Annotated in this window: 9 protein-coding genes; 4 read left to right on the top strand and 5 right to left on the bottom strand. The window is 59.7% G+C overall.

The features are described 5' to 3' along the window. Positions 1–223 precede the first annotated feature (223 nt). The gene (locus HPT27_RS17870; RefSeq protein ID WP_172246290.1) at positions 224–13,042 is read left to right on the top strand and encodes a tandem-95 repeat protein; all 12,819 of its coding nucleotides are present in this window, start codon (positions 224–226) and stop codon (positions 13,040–13,042) included. A gap of 183 nt (positions 13,043–13,225) precedes the next feature. Here the strand turns inward: HPT27_RS17870 and HPT27_RS17865 are convergent, their stop codons facing one another. Then, entirely contained in the window at positions 13,226–13,441 is a 216-nt protein-coding gene (locus tag HPT27_RS17865) for a hypothetical protein (protein ID WP_172246288.1), read from the bottom strand. Between the two features lie 152 nt (positions 13,442–13,593). On the opposite strand from HPT27_RS17865, the gene HPT27_RS17860 reads away from it, so the two are divergent. Beyond that, complete coding sequence (locus HPT27_RS17860; protein ID WP_172246286.1) at positions 13,594–14,046, top strand: hypothetical protein; 453 nt, start codon at positions 13,594–13,596, stop codon at positions 14,044–14,046. A gap of 38 nt (positions 14,047–14,084) precedes the next feature. Continuing rightward, positions 14,085–14,894: a ParA family protein gene (locus HPT27_RS17855; RefSeq protein WP_172246284.1), complete on the top strand. Its 810-nt coding sequence runs from the start codon at positions 14,085–14,087 to the stop codon at positions 14,892–14,894. Positions 14,895–14,984: 90 nt separating this feature from the next. On the opposite strand, the gene HPT27_RS17850 is transcribed toward HPT27_RS17855, so the two are convergent. After that, on the bottom strand, positions 14,985–15,461 hold the full coding sequence (locus tag HPT27_RS17850) for a TonB family protein (RefSeq protein ID WP_172246282.1): 477 nt from the start codon (positions 15,459–15,461) through the stop codon (positions 14,985–14,987). Positions 15,462–15,648: 187 nt separating this feature from the next. Here HPT27_RS17850 and HPT27_RS17845 point away from each other — a divergent pair, with 187 nt between their 5' ends. Continuing rightward, positions 15,649–15,900: a SemiSWEET transporter gene (locus HPT27_RS17845; protein WP_172246280.1), complete on the top strand. Its 252-nt coding sequence runs from the start codon at positions 15,649–15,651 to the stop codon at positions 15,898–15,900. A gap of 67 nt (positions 15,901–15,967) precedes the next feature. Here HPT27_RS17845 and ligA read toward each other — a convergent pair whose 3' ends face one another. The 3 genes from ligA to smc all read right to left on the bottom strand — a co-directional run bounded on the left by ligA (position 15,968) and on the right by smc (position 22,636). Continuing rightward, positions 15,968–18,031, bottom strand: a complete 2,064-nt coding sequence (gene ligA / locus HPT27_RS17840) for an NAD-dependent DNA ligase LigA (protein WP_172246278.1) — start codon at positions 18,029–18,031, stop codon at positions 15,968–15,970. Positions 18,032–18,132: 101 nt separating this feature from the next. Beyond that, complete coding sequence (gene zipA, locus HPT27_RS17835) at positions 18,133–19,008, bottom strand: cell division protein ZipA (RefSeq protein ID WP_172246276.1); 876 nt, start codon at positions 19,006–19,008, stop codon at positions 18,133–18,135. A gap of 130 nt (positions 19,009–19,138) precedes the next feature. Further along, the gene (gene smc, locus HPT27_RS17830) at positions 19,139–22,636 is read right to left on the bottom strand and encodes a chromosome segregation protein SMC (protein ID WP_172246274.1); all 3,498 of its coding nucleotides are present in this window, start codon (positions 22,634–22,636) and stop codon (positions 19,139–19,141) included. Positions 22,637–22,948: the final 312 nt, after the last annotated feature.

Genomic DNA, 22,948 nt, shown 5'->3' with positions numbered 1-22,948 from the left:
TTTCTCCGTTATCACCCGCCCCAGCACAACCATCGCATCAACGACCGCAAAAGCAGCTCCCTACCTGTACCTCAGTACGATGCAGTCACCCTCTTGACTGCCTTACCCTCGCGAGCAATACCCCCAATAGGCTGTCAGTCGACAGCGGGTCTTTTTTTCGCAAACCGAGACATGGCCAAGCCAGGCTCGGGTTGTTCACCGCCAAGCGGTTACTGGAGTAGTCATGGCCGAGATCGTCGCATACGTCAAAATTCTGCGTGGTGAAGTGTTTGCCAAGCGCAGCGATGGCAGCAGTCGCCAACTGAAACTGGGCGAACCGGTGTATGCCAACGAGTTCATCTCGACCGGCAAAGACGGCTACATCGAGCTGGCGATGGGCAACGAATCGCCGTTCACCATTCCACCCGGCGAGCAGGTACTGGTCAGCACCGACATGCGCTCACCGGCCAATCATCAGGAACCGGCGAGCGGAGATGAAGCCAAACTGGCCAGCGGCTCGGAACTCGACACCATTCTGCAAAAAATCCAGGCCGGCGCCGACCCGACCTTGCTGCTCGAAGCGACCGCGGCCGGTGGCTCCAGCGGCGGTGGTCATGATTTTGTCCGCCTGCTGCGAATCTCGGAACAATTGCCGCCAGCAGAACTGGATAACACCATCAATGCGGCGCCTGACCGTGAAATTCCGTTTGCGGCTGGTGCTGACGATGAAAACCAGGCGCCTGTAGTACCGCAACAAGACATCAGCACCGACGAAGATACTCCGTTCTCTGGCCAGATTATTGCGGCCGACCCGAATGGAGATCAGGTCGAGTATGTGTTGGCAACACCGCCAGCGCATGGCGTGGTCGTGGTCAGTATCAACGGCATCTACACCTATGTTCCGAATGCCAACTACCACGGTAGTGACAGCTTTGTGGTCAACGTCAGTGATGGCCGCGGCGGTGAGACAGCAATCACGATCAACGTCACCGTCAATTCGATCAACGATATTCCAGTCGCAGCGGATCAGACGGTTCCGACCCCAGAAGACACTGCTGTTGCCGGCGCGATTGCCGCGACCGATGTAGATGGTGACACTCTCACCTACACACTGAGCACTGCAGCCGCCCACGGTACCGTCACGCTGAATGCCGATGGCAGCTACAGCTACCAACCCAATGCCAACTTCAATGGTAGTGATAGCTTTGTTGTCACCGTTTCCGACGGCCATGGCGGCACCAAAGACGTAACGGTTACCGTCAATGTTGGTGCCGTCAACGATGCCCCGGTCGCCGCCGATCAAACGATCAGCACTGATGAAGACACCACCGTTACCGGCGCCATTGTTGCGACCGATGCCGAAGGTGATGCACTGACCTATACATTGAGCTCCGCTGCCGCCAACGGCACCGTCACCCTCAATGCCGACGGCAGCTACAGCTATCAGCCGAACGCAAACTTCAACGGCAGCGACAGTTTTGTCGTGACGGTATCTGACGGTCATGGCGGAACGAAAGACGTTACCGTCACCGTCAACGTCGGTTCCGTCAACGATTCCCCGATCGCCGCCGATCAAACGATCAGCACTGATGAAGACACCACCGTCACCGGCGCCATCATCGCGACCGATGCCGACGGTGATGCACTGACCTATTCGCTGAGTACCGCTGCCGCCAACGGCACCGTTACCCTCAATGCTGATGGCAGCTACAGCTACCAGCCAAATGCTGACTTCAACGGCAGCGACAGCTTTATCGTGACGGTATCTGACGGTCATGGCGGAACGAAAGACGTTACCGTCACCGTCAACGTCGGTTCCGTCAACGATGCCCCGGTTGCGGCCGACCAAACTATCGCTACCGATGAAGACACCACCGTCACCGGCACCATTGTCGCGACCGACGCCGACGGTGATGCGCTGACATATTCGCTGAGCACTTCTGCCGCCAACGGCACCGTCACGCTCAACGCGGACGGCAGCTACAGCTACCAGCCCAATGCCGACTTCAATGGCAGCGACAGTTTTGTCGTGACCGTCAGCGACGGCAATGGCGGCAGCAAGGACGTGACGGTCACCGTCAATGTCACCGCCGTCAATGATGTGCCGATCGCGGCCGATCAAACGATTTCGACCAATGAAGACACCACCGTCACCGGCGCCATCATCGCGACCGATGTCGATGGTGATGCACTGACCTATTCGCTGAGCACCGCTGCCGCCAATGGCACCGTGACCCTCAATGCTGATGGCAGCTACAGCTACCAGCCAAATGCTGATTTCAATGGCAGTGACAGCTTTGTCGTCACTGTTTCTGACGGTAACGGCGGAACGAAAGACGTTACCGTGACCGTCAACGTCGGTGCCGTCAACGATGTACCAGTCGCGGCCGATCAAACGATTTTGACCGATGAAGACACCACCGTTACCGGCGCCATTGTTGCGACCGATGCCGAAGGTGATGCACTGACCTATACATTGAGCTCCGCTGCCGCCAACGGCACCGTCACCCTCAATGCCGACGGCAGCTACAGCTATCAGCCGAACGCAAACTTCAACGGCAGCGACAGTTTTGTCGTGACGGTATCTGACGGTCATGGCGGAACGAAAGACGTTACCGTCACCGTCAACGTCGGTTCCGTCAACGATTCCCCGATCGCCGCCGATCAAACGATCAGCACTGATGAAGACACCACCGTCACCGGCGCCATCATCGCGACCGATGCCGACGGTGATGCACTGACCTATTCGCTGAGTACCGCTGCCGCCAACGGCACCGTTACCCTCAATGCTGATGGCAGCTACAGCTACCAGCCAAATGCTGACTTCAACGGCAGCGACAGCTTTATCGTGACGGTATCTGACGGTCATGGCGGAACGAAAGACGTTACCGTCACCGTCAACGTCGGTTCCGTCAACGATGCCCCGGTTGCGGCCGACCAAACTATCGCTACCGATGAAGACACCACCGTCACCGGCGCCATCATCGCGACCGATGCCGACGGTGATGCGCTGACCTATTCGCTGAACACCGCGGCCGCCAACGGCACCGTTACCCTGAATGCTGATGGCAGCTACAGCTATCAGCCGAATGCAAACTTCAACGGTAGCGACAGTTTTGTTGTGACCGTCAGCGACGGTAATGGCGGCAGCAAAGATGTGACGGTTACCGTGAACGTCACCGCCGTCAACGATGTGCCGGTCGCCGCAGATCAAACGATCTCAACCGATGAAGACACGACGGTTACCGGCGCTATCGTCGCGACGGACGTTGATGGCGATACGCTGACTTACTCGCTGAGCACCGCTGCCGCCAACGGCACCGTCACGCTCAACGCGGACGGCAGCTACAGCTACCAGCCCAATGCTGATTTCAATGGCAGCGACAGTTTTGTTGTGACTGTCAGCGACGATAACGGCGGCAGCAAAGATGTGACGGTTACCGTGAACGTCGCAGCCATTAATGATGCGCCTGTTGGCAATGATCTCAGCGTCAGCACCGATGAAGACACGGTACTGACAGGCACCCTGACTGGCAGTGATGCCGACAACGACACGCTCAGCTACAGTCTCGCCACGAGCGCTAACCACGGCACGGTAGTCGTCAACGCCGATGGCAGTTACAGCTTTACTCCGAACGCCGATTTCAATGGCAGCGACAGTTTTACCGTAACCGTTTCAGATGGTCATGGCGGTACGGATACGCTGACAGTCAATGTCACTGTCAATCCGGTCGCTGATGCGGCCCAGATCGGCGGCATCGACAGCGGTACCTTGGTTGAAGATGACAGCGTGAGTGTCGCCAGCGGCACCCTGACCATCAGCGATGCCGATGGCAGCAGCGAAGAAGCCTTCAACCCGCAAACTATCAGCAATGCATTCGGCACGTTTACCCTCGCTGCCGATGGCAACTGGAGCTTCACGCTCGATAACAGCGGCGCCGCCGTGCAAGGTTTGGCACAGGGCGAGAATAGCGTTCAGACGTTCACCGTCACCAGCGTTGATGGCACCAGCCATGCGGTCACAATTACCGTCACCGGCAGTAACGATGCCGCGGTGATTGGTGGCAGCAGCAGCGGTGTCGTCACCGAAGATTCCCAGCTGACCGCAACCGGCTCGCTGAGCATCAGCGATATCGACGGCAGCAATGAAGAAAGCTTCACCGCCGGAACCTACACCGGCAGCTTCGGCAGTTTAGTGCTGGATGCCAGCGGCAACTGGACCTACAGCTTGACGGCCAACAGCACGCTGGCCGTGCAGGCACTGGATGACAGCGAGTCGATTACCGACAGCATTACCGTTACCAGCGCCGATGGTACCAGCCAGGTCATCAGCATCAGCATCAACGGCAGCAATGACGCTCCCACCGTGACGCCAGTGACGCTGGCAGATCTTGCCGAAGACGGCAGCCTCACCATCAGCGCCGCCGATCTGCTCGCCGGCGCCAGTGATGTCGATGGCGATGCGCTGAGCATCACGGCCGTGTCGCTCGCCTCCGGCAGCGGCACGCTGGTGGATAACGGCAACGGCACCTGGACGTTCACTCCGGCCGCCAACTTCAATGGCAGCGTGTCGTTCAGTTACACCGTGTCTGATGGTACGGCTTCGGTCAATGGCACCGCATCGCTCACCGTGACGGCTGAAAACGACGCGCCAATTGCCGCCGATCAAACGATCTCGACCGACGAAGACACCGCTGTCACCGGCGCCATCATCGCGACCGATGCCGATGGTGATGCGCTGACTTACTCACTGGGCACCGCTGCCGCCAACGGCACCGTTACCCTCAACGCGGACGGCAGCTACAGCTATCAGCCAAATGCTGACTTCAATGGCAGCGACAGTTTTGTCGTCACCGTTTCTGATGGCAACGGTGGCACGAAAGACGTTACCGTCACCGTAAACGTCGGCGCCGTCAACGACGCTCCTACTGCCGCCGATCAAACCATCAGCACCGATGAAGACACCACCGTTATCGGCGCCATCGTCGCGACCGATGCCGATGGTGATGCGCTGACCTATTCGCTGAGCACTGCGGCCGCCAACGGCACCGTTACCCTGAATGTGGATGGCAGCTACAGCTACCAGCCAAACGCTGATTTCAATGGCAGTGACAGTTTTGTCGTGACAGTGTCTGATGGTAACGGCGGCACGAAGGACGTGACGGTCACCGTCAACGTCGGCGCCGTCAACGATGCCCCTGTCGCGGCCGACCAAACGATTTCGACCGATGAAGACACCACCGTCACCGGCGCCATTGTTGCGACCGACGCCGACGGTGATGCGCTGACCTATTCGCTGAGCACGGCTGCCACCAATGGCAGCGTTACCTTGAATGCCGACGGCAGCTACAGCTATCAGCCGAATGCTGACTTCAACGGTAGCGACAGTTTTGTCGTGACCGTCAACGACGGCAATGGTGGCAGCAAGGATGTAACGGTTACCGTCAATGTCGGTGCCGTCAACGACGCCCCGGTCGCCGCTGATCAAACTATTGCCACCGATGAAGACACCACGGTTACCGGCGCCATCGTCGCGACGGACGTTGATGGCGATACGCTGACTTACTCACTGGGCACTGCGGCCGCAAACGGCACCGTGACCCTCAATGCCGATGGCAGCTACAGCTACCAGCCGAATACGGATTTCAACGGCAACGACAGCTTTGTCGTGACGGTTTCTGATGGTAACGGCGGCAGCAAGGACGTGACGGTCACCGTCAACGTCGGCGCCGTCAACGATGTGCCTGTAGCGGCCGATCAAACAATTTCGACCGATGAAGACACCACGGTTACCGGCGCCATCGTCGCGTCCGATGCCGAAGGCGATGCGCTGACCTATTCGCTGAGCACTGCGGCCGCCAATGGCACCGTGACCCTCAATGCCGACGGCAGCTACAGCTACCAGCCGAATACGGATTTCAACGGCAACGACAGCTTTGTCGTGACGGTCAGCGACGGCAACGGCGGCACGAAGGACGTGACGGTCACCGTCAATGTCGCAGCAATTAACGACGCCCCGGTCGCCGCGGATGTCAATGTCAGCACGGATGAAGACAGCACCTTGACCGGCAGCCTGGCGGCATCGGATGTCGACAACGACACGCTGAGCTACGCGCTGGCCACAGGCGCTGCGCACGGCACCGTCGTGGTCAATGCCGATGGCACCTATGCGTTCACGCCAAACGCCAACTTCAATGGCAATGACAGCTTCACCGTTACGGTCAGTGATGGTCATGGTGGTACCGACACATTCACCGTCAATGTCACCGTCAATCCGGTCAACGATGCCCCGGTTGGCGTTGATACCAGCATTACCACCAACGAAGACACGGTGGTCACAGGCACCTTGCTGGCCACCGATGTTGAAAATGACGCACTGAGCTTTGCCTTGGCCACCGGCCCGGCGCATGGCAGCGTTACCGTCAATGCTGACGGAACGTATGCATTTACCCCGAATGCCAATTTCAACGGCAGCGATAGCTTTACCGTGACCGTCAATGACGGCCACGGTGGCAGCGACGTCATCACGGTCAATGTCGCGGTCACGCCGGTCAATGATGCTCCGACCGCAACAGCGGTGAATCTGGGTGCGGTATTGGAAGACAGCGGTGCGTTCACCATCACCGCAGCCAATTTGTTGGCAGGCGCAAACGATGTCGACGGCGATCCGCTGACGATCACATCGCTGACGCTGGCAGGCGGCGTTGTCGGCGGCACGCTGGTCAATAACGGCAACGGAACCTGGACGTTTACACCGGCCGCCAATTTCAACGGCAATGTCAGCTTCAACTACACCGTCAGTGATGGCTCGGCAAGCGCCAGCAGTACCGCAGCGCTGACCGTAACATCGGTCAATGATGCGCCCGGCTTCACCGGCCTTGCCACCAGCGTGACCTATACCGAGTCCAGCGCGGCAACCATCACCCGAACCATCATCGACAGCAATGTCGTGATCACTGACGGTGATTCACCGAATTTTGCTGGCGGCTCGCTGACCGTCAACATCACCAATGCGGTTGCGAACCAGGATCTGCTCGGCATCAGCAACCAGGGCACCGGCGTCGGCCAAATCAGTGTCTCCGGCAGCAACGTGCTGTACAACTTCGGTAGCGGTGCCGTCATCATCGGCACGTTTATCGGCGGCACTGCCGGTGCACCATTGGTGGTCTCGTTCAACAGTGCCGCGACGGCAGCAGCGGTCGATGCACTGGTGCAGCGGATCAACTACGGCAACTCATCGCAACTGCCGGATACGACCGCTCGCATCATCACCTTCACGATCAATGATGGTGACGGCACCGCCAACGGCGGCAGCGACAGCACAACACGCACGGTCACCGTCAATGTGGTATCGACCAATGACGTACCGGCCTTCGCCGGTTTGTCAGGCACGCGCACCCACGTCGAAGGTGGCGCGGCCGTTGTGCTCGATAACAATGCCACCATTTCCGACCGCGAACTGGCAATCAACAACAACTACGGCGGCAGCACACTGACGCTGAGCCGTAACGGCGGCGCCAATGCCAGCGACGTGTTCAGCGGTACCGGGACACTGACGCTAAGCAGCGGCAATGTCGTGTTGGCCGGTGTCACCATCGGCAGCTACGACACGACGGCTTATGCCAATGGTCAGCTGGTGATTACCTTCAACAATGGCGTCACCAATGCCCAGGTGAACGGCGTGCTGCAACGGCTGGCTTACAGCAACAGCAGTGACAATCCGCCGGCTTCGGTCGGCATCGGTTTTGTCTTCAGCGATGGCAATGCCGGCGCGCAAGGCGCGGGTGGCGCCCGCACCACGACGGGCACCATCACCGTCAATATCACCGGCGTCAATGACGCGCCGGTCGGTGTCGATCAAACCGTCAGCACCGATGAAGACACGTCCGTTTCAGGCAACCTCGGCGCCACCGATCCGGAAAACAATCCGCTGACGTTCACGCTTGCTACCGGTCCGGGCCACGGCAGCGTCGTGGTCAATGCCGATGGCAGCTACACCTACACGCCGAGCAGCAATTACTTTGGTAATGACAGCTTCATCGTGACCGTCAGCGATGGTCGTGGCGGTACCGATACCATCACCGTCAATGTCACGGTCAATCCGGTCACCGAACCGGCCCTCATCGGCGGCACCGATTCCGGTGCGCTGGCTGAAGATGTCGGCCTGGCCACCGCCAGCGGTACGCTGACCATCAGCGATGCCGATGGCAGCACCGAGGAAGCCTTCAACCCGCAAACCATCAGCAATGCGTTCGGTACGTTCACGCTCGACAGCAATGGTCACTGGAGCTTCGCGCTCGACAACAGCAGCCCGGCGGTTCAGGGCCTCGCCGCGGGCGAGAACAGCCTGCAAACCTTCACTGTTACCAGCATCGATGGCACCAGCCATGTCGTTACCGTGACAATTTCCGGCAGCAATGATGCCGCCGTCATCACCGGTGGCGGCAGTGTTGTGGTGACCGAAGACGCACAATTGACCGCGACCGGCATGCTGTTGATCAACGATGCCGACAACGCACAGAGTGCATTCATTGCCGGCACCAGCAATGGCAGCTTTGGTAGCCTGACGCTCGATGCCAACGGCAACTGGACTTACACGCTGACCGCCAACAGCACGCTGGCCGTGCAGGCACTCGATGACAGCGAGTCGATTACCGACAGTGTCACCGTCAGCAGTGTCGATGGCACGACGCACGTCATCACCATCACGATCAATGGCACCAACGATGCACCGGATATCAGTCCGGTAACGCTGGCCAGCATTGCCGAAGATGGCAGCCTCATCATCAGTGCCACTGAATTGCTTGCCGGCGCCAGTGATGTCGATGGCGACGCGTTGAGCATCACGTCGCTGACGCTGGCCACGGGCAGCGGCACGCTGATCGATAACGGCAACGGCAGCTGGACGTTTACGCCGGCCGCTGACTTCAACGGTGACGTCGCCTTCAGCTATTCCGTGTCCGATGGCACGGCAACCAGCAGCAGCACCGCTTCGCTCACCGTTTCGGCGCAGAGTGATGCGCCCGTCGCCAGCTCGGTTACCCTGAGTGACATCAACGAAGATGGCAGTCTCATCATTACCGCGGCCGATCTGCTGGCCGGTGCCAGCGACGTTGATGGCGATAGCCTGAGCGTCACCGCGCTGACCCTCGCTACCGGCAACGGTACGCTGATTGATAACGGCAACGGCACCTGGACGTTTACCCCGGCCGCCAATTTCAACGGCACGGTATCGCTTGATTACACCGTGTCCGATGGCGCCAATTCCGCCAGCAGCACCGCGTCACTGAACGTCGCGGCCGTCAACGATGCGCCGCTCGCCACACCGGTCACTCTGAGTGATGTTGCCGAAGATGGCAGCCTCATCATCAGCGCCGCTGATTTGCTGGCCGGCGCTAGCGATGTCGATGGCAACCCGCTGAGCATCACGGCGCTTTCGCTCGCCTCCGGCAGCGGCACGCTGATCGATAACGGCAACGGAACCTGGACGTTCACGCCATCGGCCGACTTCAACGGCAGCGTGTCATTCAACTACACCGTGTCTGATGGCAGTGCCAGCAGCAACAGCACAGCGTCACTGACCGTGACGGCAAGCGCCGATGCCGCCCAAATTGCTGGTGTTGATACCGGTGCGGTTGCTGAAGACAGTGGCAGCCATGTCGCCAGCGGCACCCTGACCATCAGCGATGCCGATGGCAGCAGCGAAGAAGCCTTCAACCCGCAAACCATCAGCAATGCATTCGGCACGTTTACCCTCGCCACCGATGGCAACTGGAGCTTCACGCTCGACAACGCCGGCTCTGCCGTGCAAGGTTTGGCTCAGGGCGAAAATAGCGTTCAGACGTTCACCGTCAACAGCGTTGATGGCACCAGCCATGCGGTCACAATTACCGTCACCGGCAGCAACGATGCCGCCGTGATTGGTGGCAGCAGTAGCGGTGTCGTCACCGAAGATTCTCAACTGACCGCAACCGGCTCGCTGAGCATCAGCGATATCGACGGCAGCAATGAGGAAAGCTTCACCGCCGGAACCTACACCGGCAGCTTCGGCAGTTTAGTGCTGGATGCCAGCGGCAACTGGACCTACAGCTTGACGGCCAACAGCACGCTGGCGGTGCAGGCACTGGATGACAGCGAGTCGATTACCGACAGCATTACCATTACCAGCGCCGACGGTACGAGCCAGGTCATCAGCATCAGCATCAACGGCAGCAATGACGCTCCTACCGTGACGCCAGTGACGCTGGCAGATCTTGCCGAAGACGGCAGCATCACCATCAGCGCCGCGGACTTGCTCGCTGGCGCCAGTGATGTCGATGGCGATGCGCTGAGCATCACGGCCGTGTCGCTCGCCTCCGGCAGCGGCACGCTGGTGGATAACGGCAACGGCAGCTGGACGTTCACTCCGGCGGCCAACTTCAATGGCAGCGTGTCGTTCAGCTATACCGTGTCTGATGGCAGTGCCGCGAGCAGCAGCACCGCTTCACTCAACGTTACCGCCGTGAACGATGCGCCGATCGCCACGCCCGTCACATTGGCCGCCATGGCTGAAGATGGCTCACGACTGATCACGGCAGCGGAATTGTTGGCCGGCAGCAGTGATGTCGATTTCGACAGCCTGAGCATCACGGCGCTTTCGCTCGCCTCCGGCAGCGGCACGCTGGTGGATAACGGCAACGGCACCTGGACATTCACACCGGCGGCCAACTTCAATGGCAGCGTGTCGTTCAACTACACGGTGTCCGATGGCAGCGCCAGCAGCAGCAGCACCGCGTCACTCAGCGTAACGCCGGTGAACGATGCCCCGGTCGCCAGCAACGACAGCGCCAGCGTCAACGAAGACGGCAGCATTACGGTAAACGTGCTGGCCAACGACAGCGATATCGACGGCGGCGCCTTGTCCGTCACGCATGCGGTAGCCGGTAACGGCATCGTGGTGATCAATGCGGACAGCAGCATCACTTACCTGCCCAACAGCAATTACAACGGCAGCGATACCATCACCTATGTGATCAGCGACGGCAATGGTGGCACCAGCACCGCGACCGTGACGGTGAACGTCACCCCGGTCAACGATGCGCCAGTCGCCACCCCGGTCACGCTGACCGCAGTTGCCGAAGACGGTTCACGGCTGATTACCGCCGCCGAATTGCTCAGCGGCGCAAGCGATGTCGATGGCACTCCACTCAGCATCACCGCGTTGTCTCTCGCTTCCGGCAGCGGCACGCTGATCAACAACGGCAACGGCACCTGGACGTTCACGCCATCGGCCAATTTCAATGGCAACGTGTCGTTCAACTACACCGTGTCCGATGGCAGCTTGACCAGCAGCAGCACCGCCTCGCTCAACGTCACGGCCGTGAATGATGCGCCAACCGCCAACAACCAGACGCTGAACACCGCGGAAGATACGACCGTGGCCAGTGCCATCGTTGCGTCCGATGTCGACGGCGATGCACTGAGCTATTCCCTGACCGGCAATGCGGCACACGGCACCGTGACGCTGAATAGCAATGGCAGCTACAGCTACCAACCGGCAACCAACTTCAGCGGCACCGACAGCTTTATCGTGACGGTGTCCGACGGTCACGGCGGTAGCAAGGATGTCACCGTCAACGTCAACATCAGTTCCGTTGTCGATACCCCGACGCTGACGGTACCGGCCAGTGTTTTCAGTTTGGTCCCGGGCACCGGTCAAATCAGCACGACGGGCGCACAAACCCAGGCTCAACTGGAAACGTCGCTCGGCCTCAGTGCCGGTACGCTCGACGGTTTCAATCCGGCCGGCAGTGATCCGGGCACTGTCGATGTGTTTGATGGCCAGCTGACCAACTACGTCTACAACCTGAACAGCGGCAACAACGTCTCGTTCAGCTGGAATTTCACCAACGGGGAAAATACCCAAAGTGAAATCAACAGCGGCTACAACGATCTGGTTGTCCTGATCGTGACGGCACCGGACGGCACTCGGCAGAGTATCTTGATCAGCTCGTCGGAACAGGCTGGCGCCGGTCTCAACACCAGTGGCGCCTACAATTTTGCCGCGACTCAGACCGGTACCTATCAGTTCAGTTGGCTGGTGCTGAACGGCGTCGACGGCAACAAGGATTCGACGCTGAACATCACCGATGTCAACTTCGTTTCCGGTGGCAACAACTATGCCCAGGCGGTGCCGATTACCTTGTATGCGGCGCTCGGTGATACCGATGGGTCGGAATCCATGCAGGTAACAGTCAGCGGCGTGCCGACCAATGCCCTGTTCAGCGCCGGCACCAATCTCGGCAGTGGTGTTTGGAGTTTCACCGCGGCGCAATTGGCGGGTTTGTATTTGCTGCCGGCAGACAATTTCACCGGCAACATCAATCTGCATGTCACGGCAACGGCCACCGACATTGCCACCGGCACGACCAGCTCGGTAGCGCAGGACATTGTGGTCACCGTCGCCAGCACCAGCAACAATATTCTCGGCACGTCTGGCGCCGACTCCATTACGGCGCCCGGCAACAACAGTGATCTGATCAACAGCTTCACCGGTGACGACACCATCAATGCAGGTAATGGCAATGATTTGGTCTACGGCGGTGACGGCGTCGATACGATTAACGGCGGCAACGGCAACGACAGCTTGTATGGCCAGGCTGGCAACGACATCTTGCGCGGCGACGCCGGCGATGATCGGCTGGTCGGTGGCACCGGCAGCGATAGCTTGACCGGCGGCACCGGTGCTGATGTGTTTGTCTGGCAGCTGGGCGATCAGGGCACAGGCGCTGCACCGGTTGATACCGTTACCGATTTCAGCAGCGCCCAAGGCGATGTGCTGGATCTGTCATCGCTGCTGCAAGGCGAAACCCAAGGCACGCTGAGTCAGTATCTGCACTTCAGCACCGACGGTGCCGGCAATACCCGTATCGAAGTCTGGACCGACGGCAACCACAGCCATAGCGCCAATCAGATTATCGATCTGACCGGCGTTGATCTGACCGCCAACGGCACCCTGAGCGATACCGACATCATCAACCAGATGTTGCTGCAAGGTCGGCTGCGGGTGGATGGCGGACCGTAAGCGACGCTGAGCACTGAAAACAGAAAACCCGGCCAATGCCGGGTTTTCTGTTTTGCGGGTTTTCTGTTTTGCGTTTTGCGAATTTTTAGTATTGAGAATCTCTGGCTTTTTCTGTTTCGCAAATGCGGTCTCGACGAGGTGATTTCACTGATAGCCAACCGTTGCTGACGGCGCACCGCGCCCTCAATCACCCTCGCCGACATCCATCGCCCGACCGGTAATCGTCAACCGCACCCGCCGACGATCTTCATTGCGCCGATCCGCACTGCGCACATCCGGCACCGTCACCTGACGACCGTTCACGGCTCGGCGATCAATACCACCTCGGCGATCATTCAAGCGCCGGTCTGGCATATTGGGCGTCCAGACTATCGCTTCGTCGTCAGGATGTTTGCTCATCTGGGCTCGGGTGCCACTTTGTACAATCTGTTACGGTCAGTATGACACAAGCGTGAACTGGCGCACGCTCGACCCACCAACCGGCGCAAGGATACGAACGAAAAAACCGACCATACTTGCCCCACTGCCTTATCGGTTGTTGAGTGGCCACCATGCGCGTCGCGAGTCAGGAATTATTGGCGTTGTTGCAAACGCGTCCGTTCAAGGACAGCCTGCCCGACGAATGCGCCGCCGCCGCCGCGCAGTGGCAAAGCAAGCACCAGCTGGAACCGGCAGCGCTGACCAGCCTGCTGACCCAGTTCGGCGCCCAGCTGCTTCATGCGGTACGCAGTAACCAATTGGCGCCACAAGCCGGTAGCGAATTACTGGCACGCTTGATCACCTTCTCTGACTTCGATATCCCCGCGTCCCTCTATGCCCTGCAGGAAGTGCTGCAGAACCTGGCCGAGCAGCAACGTGGTCCGGTGGAAACCCGGCCGGACAGCGAACTGTTTGTCCGCCGCGAAATGGGCCGTATCCTGCCCACCCTGCCCCAGCGCGATTCCCACCAATCAGACGCCTGCCGCTATACTGGCCGGTATGCGGCACTTCGCCGGTCGGCCTGACAGCCTGCTGTCGCCGATGTTGGACAGGGATTCCTGCTATGGATGAAACGGAAAGCAATGACTCGGGGCTACCCTCGATAACACCGCTGCCATCGCGGCCGGTGACAGGCGAGCCTTTGGTTTCGGTGCAGGTGCTTACCGCCACTCGCGTGCTCGTGATCAACAGCAAAGGCGGCGCCGGCAAAACCACCGTGGCCACCAACCTCGCGGCCTGGCTGGCCCGGCGCGGCGCCACCGCTTTGGTCGATGCCGACCCGCAGGGCTCCTCGCACCATTGGTGCGAGCATCGGCCCAATACCCTGCCGTCGGTGTACGGCATCAAGGTCGGCAACAGCGCGCGCATGACCCGCAGCTTCCAGTGGCGAGCGCCGCGCAATACCCAGTGGTTGATCACGGACGCCCCACCCGGCCTGACCGGCCCCGCCCTCGATGACATGGTGCTCGATCACGACTTGATCGTCATTCCGGTGCTGCCTTCCGATATCGATATCCGCGCCTCGGCCCGTTTCATTGGCGAATTGCTGCTATGCCCGGCCATGCGCAAAAAGCGCCGGCCGATTGCCGTCGTTGCCAACCGGGTCAAGCAGCAGACCAAGGCCTGGGACCGGCTGCAGAAATTCCTGCTGAGCCTGAATATTCCGTTTGTCGGCGCCCTGCGCGACACCCAGAACTATGTTCGCCTGTATGGCGAAAGCCTCGGTGTCTGCGACGGCAAAGGCGAAGTCTATGCTCGCGATCGCGATGACTGGAAACTGCTGCTGCTCTGGCTCGACGCCCAAATCAATCACACCGCCTGGCCACCGGTGGAACTGGCCGTGGTCAATGATGGCGCGGCTGAAAGCGCCTGAACCCAGATCACTGTTGAAATAAAAAACGCCGGCGATGCCGGCGTTTTTTTTGGTTGCTGCGATAGCCAACAAGAAAAGATCAACGCCGTTTCACCGGCAGAATTTCGCCACATGTTCGGCACCGACCAGACGCACATCGCTGTCCATTGCCTGCAATGTCAACAAGCGGCCCGTCCGCACAGGCTGATGCATCGGATTGCCGGCAACCGCCTCGAACTGCCAGTCCTTGATCAGCGCCACCGCATGATCGGCAAAGCGCCCCTGCGGATACGATTTGCGGATCTGGATATCAAACGGGCGACCGTCGGCATCAATACCAAAATTCACCTGCACGCAGCCAAACTGCAGATTGCGGCCACCGGTCACCGGCGCCCGCACTTCCGGCTCATCCTCCAACTGCCAGTAATCCGCCAGCTGGTCCGGCGCAATGCTGATGATCGGCAACACGCGCGCCGGCGTACCGGCAACCGGACTGTTCTCGGTCGGCATATCCGCGGCACAACCGGCCAGCAGCAACACCGCCGACGCGGCAATGGTTTTGCGCAACAACAGCATCCGTTCTCTCATGGCAACCCCTGTTTACTTCATTCGACGGCGCGACTGGCGCTGCGGAATCAACGCCAGTCATTTACTATGGTGGAACGCTTCTACGAAGCCATTCAACATAACAACAAAGCAAAAAAGCAAAAAAGCAAAAAAGCCAATATAACGCTGGCGACAACACGGCCCGCAGCCCGCAACAGGAGACCCCCTCATGCCCGCCGATCTGCTCGGTTACCTCGCCGCCTGCTGCACCACCGGCGCATTTTTGCCGCAAGTGTGGCAAGCCTGGAAATCCCGCGACACCCGCGCCATTTCACTGCCGATGTATTTGGTCTTTGTTACCGGCGTGCTGTTCTGGTTGATCTACGGTTTGCAAATCAACAACTGGCCGATGACGATTGCCAATCTGGTCACCTTGCTGCTGGCCGGCACCGTGCTGGTGTTGAAGCTGCGCTACGGTTAACAACGGTTGCGGCGCGAAAAGACGTCGGTATAACGGCAAAGCGGCGTCAGATCGCAGACGTCAGCACTCACAGCCCGTGTTCGCCAAACAGCGCCAGCAACTGTTGTTCGTCCCAGACCTCAACCCCCAGCTCCGTTGCCTTGGCCAGCTTGCTGCCGGCGCCCGGCCCGGCCACCACCACCGAGGTTTTTTTCGACACGCTGTCGGTCACCTTGGCCCCCAGCGCCTGCAATTTTTCCGCCGCCTCATCACGACTGAACGCTACCAGCGTGCCAGTCAGCACAAACACTTTGCCATTCAGCGGCAACACGGCCTTGTCGATTACTGCGACCGCCGGCCAGTGCACGCCGGCCGCACGCAACGCCGCGACCGATTCCCGGTTGGCGGCATTGGCAAAAAACTGATGCACCCGCTGCGCGACCACCGGGCCAACGTCGCGAATCTGCTGCAGGCGCTCGACATCGGCAACCATGATGGCATCGATATCGCCAAACTCGTTGGCCAGTGTCTGTGCGGTTACTTCGCCGACATCGCGTATGCCCAAGGCAAACAGAAAACGCGGCAGCGTCGTGCTTTTGCTTTTCTCAATGGCGTTATGCAGCTTGATGGCGGACTTGTCGCCCATCCGCTCCAGTTCGGCCAATGTTTGCGGTGACAGCGCATACAAATCGGCTGGCGTATGGATCAGTTCACGTTCGACCAACTGCTCCACCAGCTTGTCGCCCAGACCTTCCACATCCATCGCACGCCGGCCAGCGAAATGCAGAATGGCTTCGATACGCTGAGCCGGACAAGAAATGCCGGCCGAGCAGCGCACCGCCGCCTGCCCTTCTTCGCGCACGGTTTCGGCACCGCAGACCGGACAAGCGCTCGGCATCTGAATATGCAGCGCATGTTCCGGCCGCCGCTCCAGCACCACACTGGCCACTTGTGGAATCACGTCGCCAGCGCGACGGACTATGACCGTATCGCCGACCCGCAAATCCAGCCGTTCGATTTCATCAATGTTGTGCAGGGTCGCGTTGCTGACCGTGACGCCGCCTACAAACACCGGTTTGAGTCGCGCGACCGGGGTCAGTGCGCCGGTGCGGCCAACCTGAAAATCCACGCCCTCCAGCACAGTTAGCTCCTCCTGCGCAGGATACTTGTGGGCAATGGCCCAGCGCGGCGCGCGCGAAACAAAGCCGAGCTGCTCCTGCCAGTCGATGCGGTTGAGTTTGTAGACCACGCCGTCAATTTCAAACGGCAACCGGTTACGACGCTCGCCAATTTCGCGGTAATAACTCAGACAGCCCTCGTCGCCATGGCGTACGGCCATTTCTTTTGAAACCGGCAAACCCATGGCTTTCAGGATGTTCAAGCGACCGGTATGCGTTTGCTCCGGCGTGATCGGCCAGTCCGGACTGTCGATCACCTGACCGGCAGCATAGGCGTAAAACGCCAGCTCGCGCGTCGCAGCGACTTTCGGATCGAGTGAGCGCAGCGCGCCGGCGGCCGCGTTGCGCGGGTTGGCAAGCAACTTGTCGCCGGTGGCGCGCGCTTTGGCATTGAAGCGTTCGAACGCGGCTTTCGGCATAAATACCTCGCCGCGCACTTCCAGCAGCGCAGGCGGGATACCGGACGGATTCAGCCGCAGCGGAATCGATTTGATGGTGCGAACGCTGTGGGTGACATCTTCACCGGTTTCACCATCGCCGCGTGTGGCCGCACGCACCAGCAAACCGTGCTCGTAGATCAGGCTGATGGCGAGGCCATCAAGCTTGGGTTCGCAGCTGAACTCCAGCGCGTCTGTGGTGCCAAGTCGCTCCTGAATACCGCGGACGAATGCCCGCAGCTCATCGTCGCTGAAGGCATTTTCGAGCGACAACATCGGCACCGCATGCCTGACTTGTTTGAACGCCGCAATCGGTTCACCACCGACGCGCTGGGTCGGCGAGTCTGCCGTTACCAGCTCTGGATGCTGCGCTTCCAGCTCGCGCAATTGCCCCATCAGCCGGTCGTATTCGGCGTCCGGCACTGACGGCTGATCAAGCACATAATATTTGTAGTTGTGCTCACGCAGGCTGGCGCGCAGCTGCTCGACTTGCTGCGTAATGGAATCAGATACCGAATCGGATGTGAACACCGACATTGCCGTGTTTTACCTCAGCCGCGACTAAGCGAATAAGCGATCGCTATCAACAAGACAAACGGCGTCCGCAGACGCCGTTGTCAGATTCATTCCGTTTCACTTCAAACACCAGCGAACAGTTGGCGTTCGTGCTCGGCCAACAGTTCCTGATGGCGCAAACGGACTTCGGTGCTCAAAGCCTTGCGCGACGCATCGCGCACTTCGCCGCCCATTGCCTGGGCGATTTGCTCGGCGGTGCTCAACATCAGGTTGTACGCCGAGCGGGGATCCTGCGGACCGGGCAATTGCATGAACAGGCTGATGCCAGGACTGAGGAAGCTGTCCATCTGATCCGGCTCGAAGGTGCCGGGCTTCAAGGCATTGGCCACGCTGAACAGTACCGGGCCCTGACCGCTGGCATCGGCGTGGCGATGGAAAATATCCATGTCGCCAAATCGCAGATCGTGCTCCAGCATGCACGGCACCAGATCGGAGCCACGAAACATCTGCCCTTCCGATGCCAGCACCATCAGCGCAATGACATCCGGTTCGGATTTGCGGCTCGGACGCGCTGGCGGTTCAGTACGGGCCGGGCGCGGCGGACTGACAGCCGCGGTATCGCCAAACAAATCCGGCGTCACGCCCCGCTCAATCGCATCGCTGCGTACGGCGCTGACCGCATCACCAAAGGTGGGCTCGACCGGTTCGGCGCGATGCTCATCAACATGGCGTTTATCATGGGCACGCTTTTCGTTGGTCGGTGCCGCCGAAAAGTCATCGGCAGGACGCACGTCGCGATGACCGCGTACGCGCGGCCGACCAACGCCATCCTGGGTGAAACCGTCGCGGTCGGGCCGCACCGGCAGATCCGGCGGGACGTTCCGCTCCAGCTTGAATTTGTAGTTGTTGCGCGCACGCGTGCGCCAGCCATCCCAGGCTACATATCCGATCAACCCCAGGCCAACAACGGCCAGTAGCGGGCGAAAATCGAAATCCATGTATTCACTCCAACCCAGCAGGTTCTGACGTCAGCCAAAGCGTGTATCCACGTTAGTGCATACACACGGTGGTTCGTCCCGCAGGACGGCTGGCCGGCGCTCACGCGCAGGCCAGCAACGTGTCCACGGCTCAGGCTTCTGCCAGTGCCGCCGCCTCTTCGATATCCACTGCGACAATCCGTGACACACCGGGTTCCTGCATGGTCACGCCGCACAGCTGATGGCCCATTTCCATGGCAATCTTGTTGTGCGAAATATAAATGAACTGCACCTGCTTGGACATGTCGCGCACCAGGTTGCAGAACCGACCAACGTTGGCGTCGTCCAGCGGTGCATCAACTTCGTCCAGCATACAGAACGGTGCCGGATTCAATTGGAAGATCGAGAACACCAACGCGATCGCGGTCAGCGCTTTCTCGCCACCGGACAGCAGGTGAATGGTGCTGTTGCGTTTGCCCGGCGGCCGCGCCATCAGCGTGATGCCGGTATCGAGCAGATCTTCGCCGGTCATTTCCAGATAGGCATGACCGCCACCAAACACTTTCGGGAACAATTCCTGGAAGGTCTTGTTGACGAAATCGAAGGTGTCCTTGAACTTGGACCGGGTTTCGGCATCGATTTTCTTGATGGCGTCTTCCAGCGTTTCCAGCGCCGCGTTCAAGTCGTCGTGCTGGGCATCGAGGTAAGTCTTGCGCTCGGATTGCACCGTGAACTCGTCGATCGCCGCCAGGTTGATGGCACCCAGGCGCTGAATGCGTTCGGCAATTTCGCTCAAGCGACCGGCCAGTTCGTGCTCCTGATCACCTTCGCTGAGCAAGGCCAGCGCTTCTTCCAGTGTTTTTTCTTCCTGGGCCAGGAATTCCAGCTGGTGATCGCGGCGAGCCGTCAGCTCGCCACGCTCGATTCGCAGCTGTTCCAGCCGGCTGCGCACGCCCTGCGCGTTTTGCTCGATTTCATGCCGGCGGCGTTCGTGGGCGCGGACAATCTGATCGACTTCCGACAGCGCTTCGCGCGCTTCGGTCAGCTCGGCTTCAACGGTGATGCGTTTGTTCAACGCTGCTTCCAGATCCGACTCCATCTGAGCCAGCGGTTCGACACTGTCTTCCAGCTGAATTTCCAGCTGTTCACGACGCTCGGTGATCACCGCCAGCTGTTCGCGTACCCGCTGCTCGCTGTTACGGGTCGAGGTCAGCTCGGCACGCAGACCTTCCATGCGCAGTGCCAGCTTGTGATAGACATCTTTGGCATCGCGTGCCGACAGCCGGGCGGTGTCGACCAATTGCCGCAATTCTTCCCGGCTGGCTTGCAGCTCTTCGCGCCGATCGGTATCCAGACCCATCTGCTCGACGGCGTTCTGCAAATCGAGCCGGCTCTGGCCAAGCTTGGCTTCTTCTTCTTCGCGCTGGCGCTGCAGATCAGTTTGCTCATTGACCAGCTGATCCCGTTGCCGGCGCAGTTGCTCGTTGCGCGATTGCAACTGCTGCAGTTGCGAGCGGCACTCGACCACGGCCCGTTCCGCTTCGGTCAGCTGTTTCTGAAGCTCATTCCAGTTGGCTTCGGCCTGACGCAGTTGCTCGCGCAGCGTTTCGCTCTGCTCTTCCAGCTCGGCCAGTTGCGCTTCTTTTTCATTCAGCTCGGCCGCCAGCACTTCCAATTGCTGGGCGCGTTCGAGCACACCGGTCTGGCCATCAGCACCGCGACCGGCTTTCAGATAATTGCGACCCACCACAACGCCATCACGGGTGACGAACGCTTCGTGAGCGGCGAGGCTGTCGCGTTGGCGCAAGGCTTCGTCAAGCGAATTGGCAGTGAACACTGCATGCAGCGACGCCGGCACCTGACCAGAGGTGATCAGTGAGGCCAACGTGGTCCGCGAGCTGTTGCTATTGACCGCCCGGGCTTCGACCAGATGAATGCGGCTTTCCGGCCGTTCACGCAGCGCGCCCAGCAGCTGATCCAGATTGTCGACCACCAGCGCCTGCAGCTGTTCGGTCAGCACCGATTCCACCGCGGCTTCCCAACCGGACTGCACGCGCAAGCCGTCGGCAACGCGCGGTTTGCTGTCGAGTTGGTGCTGTTTGAGCCAACCGAGGTATTTCTCGTCATTGCGGCCTTGAGCCGCTTTTTGCAGCGCTTCCAGCGCGACTTTGCGACCGCGCAGCTGGTTCAGCTCATTGCGCCGGCTGTCGATGCTGGCGCCGATTTCGCGGCGTTGTTCGCGCAGCCGGTTGATGGTTTCGACGCCGGCAACGTGACCGGCGCGAACGTCTTCCGCATGCAGTTCGGCGGTTTCGAGCTTTTCTTCCAGCAGCAGGATTTCTTCGCTGCCCGGCTGGGCATTGAGCGCGTCGATTTCCTGCTGAATGCGCTGGGTGCGTTGCTGGATGCGCGCCAGCACCGTTTCGTAATGGCTGACCCGGGTCCGCTCGACCTGCGCCTTCTGGGCAGTTTCCGACGCCTTCAGGTTGAACTCATCCCACTGCACCTGCCACTCGGCAATGGCGGTTTCATGCTCGGCCAGATTGCTCTGACCGCCATTGGAAATTTCTTCCAGCCGCAGCAACTCGGGGGTGTTGTCTTCCACCTCCATGGTCAGCTGGGCAATTTTTTCGCTGTCGAGACTCAGGTGCTCATTGGCCGCGCGCTGGCTTTGTTCCAGCCGCACCAAGTCGTCGCGCAATTGATGACGACGTTCGCGGGTGTATTTGATCGACTGTTCCAGCCGGACAATCTCGGCATTGACGCCGTGGTACTTGCCCTGCACCGAGTTGAACGCATCGGTCAGATCGATGTGCTTGCTGCGCGCATCTTCCATGCCCGCTTCCAGCGCCGTGACTTCGGCCATCTTGGCTTCGACTTCGACACTGAAATGGCCGATGGCCTGTTCATGCTGCTTAACTTTTTCATCCAGCTCGTGATAACGCAGACCGGCCAGCTTTGCTTTCAGGCTGCGCTCTTCTTCACGGAATTCCTTGAACTTGGCGGCCGCTTGCGCCTGCCGTTGCAAAGTATTGAGCTGACGATCCAGCTCCTGGCGAATATCGCCGAGACGGTTCAAGTTCTCGCGGGTTTGCTGAATCCGGCTTTCGGTTTCCTTGCGCCGTTCCTTGTACTTGGAAATGCCGGCCGCTTCTTCGATGAATACCCGCAGTTCTTGCGGCTTGGATTCAATCAAGCGCGAAATGGTGCCCTGCTGGATGATCGCGTAAGAGCGCGGACCGAGGCCGGTGCCAAGGAAAATGTCGGTGATGTCTTTGCGACGGCAACGGGTGCCGTTGAGGAAATAACTCGATTGGCCATCGCGGGTAATCAAACGCTTGATAGCAATTTCGGCGTAATTGGCCCACTCGCCACCGAGCGAACCGTCAGAATTGTCGAACACCAGTTCGATGCTGGCCTGCCCCACCGGCTTGCGCGCCTGTGAGCCGTTGAAAATCACGTCGGTGGATTCTTCACCGCGCAGGTTCTTGGCGGAGTTTTCCCCCATGACCCAGCGCACGGCGTCGATGACGTTGGATTTGCCGCAGCCGTTCGGGCCGACGATTGCGGTCAAGTTGGTCGGGAACGGCACCGTGGTCGGATCGACAAAGGATTTGAAACCGGCCAGTTTTATCTGCTTCAGACGCATGTTGTTGTGTAGTTCCAAACGATGTAATGCCCGCTGCTGCGCCAATGGCGAAAACAGTCACGGCAGGTCTGAGTCAGGGCCTCGGGTGAACCCAGCATGCGGCTCACAATGAGGTCGGCCGGCTGACAACCCGCCCCTGATCCTTCAGGCCGGGTCGCGCGGGGGCCAAGCGCTTATCCACAAAGCGCCCCAACGAAAGGCGGGTAGTTTAAAGGAAAGGGCCGTCCCGTCGAAGGGACAGCCCTGTGTGAAAAACGCGGTATGCCTGTGGATAAGTCGATTTTTGTTAGCCGGGCCACAGTTTTAGCCCGG

The sequence above is a fragment of the Permianibacter fluminis genome, assembly GCF_013179735.1.
Lineage (GTDB): Bacteria > Pseudomonadota > Gammaproteobacteria > Enterobacterales > Permianibacteraceae > Permianibacter > Permianibacter fluminis.
Note: the sequence above shows the minus strand (reverse complement) of the source record. Positions and strands in the feature narration are given on the sequence as shown.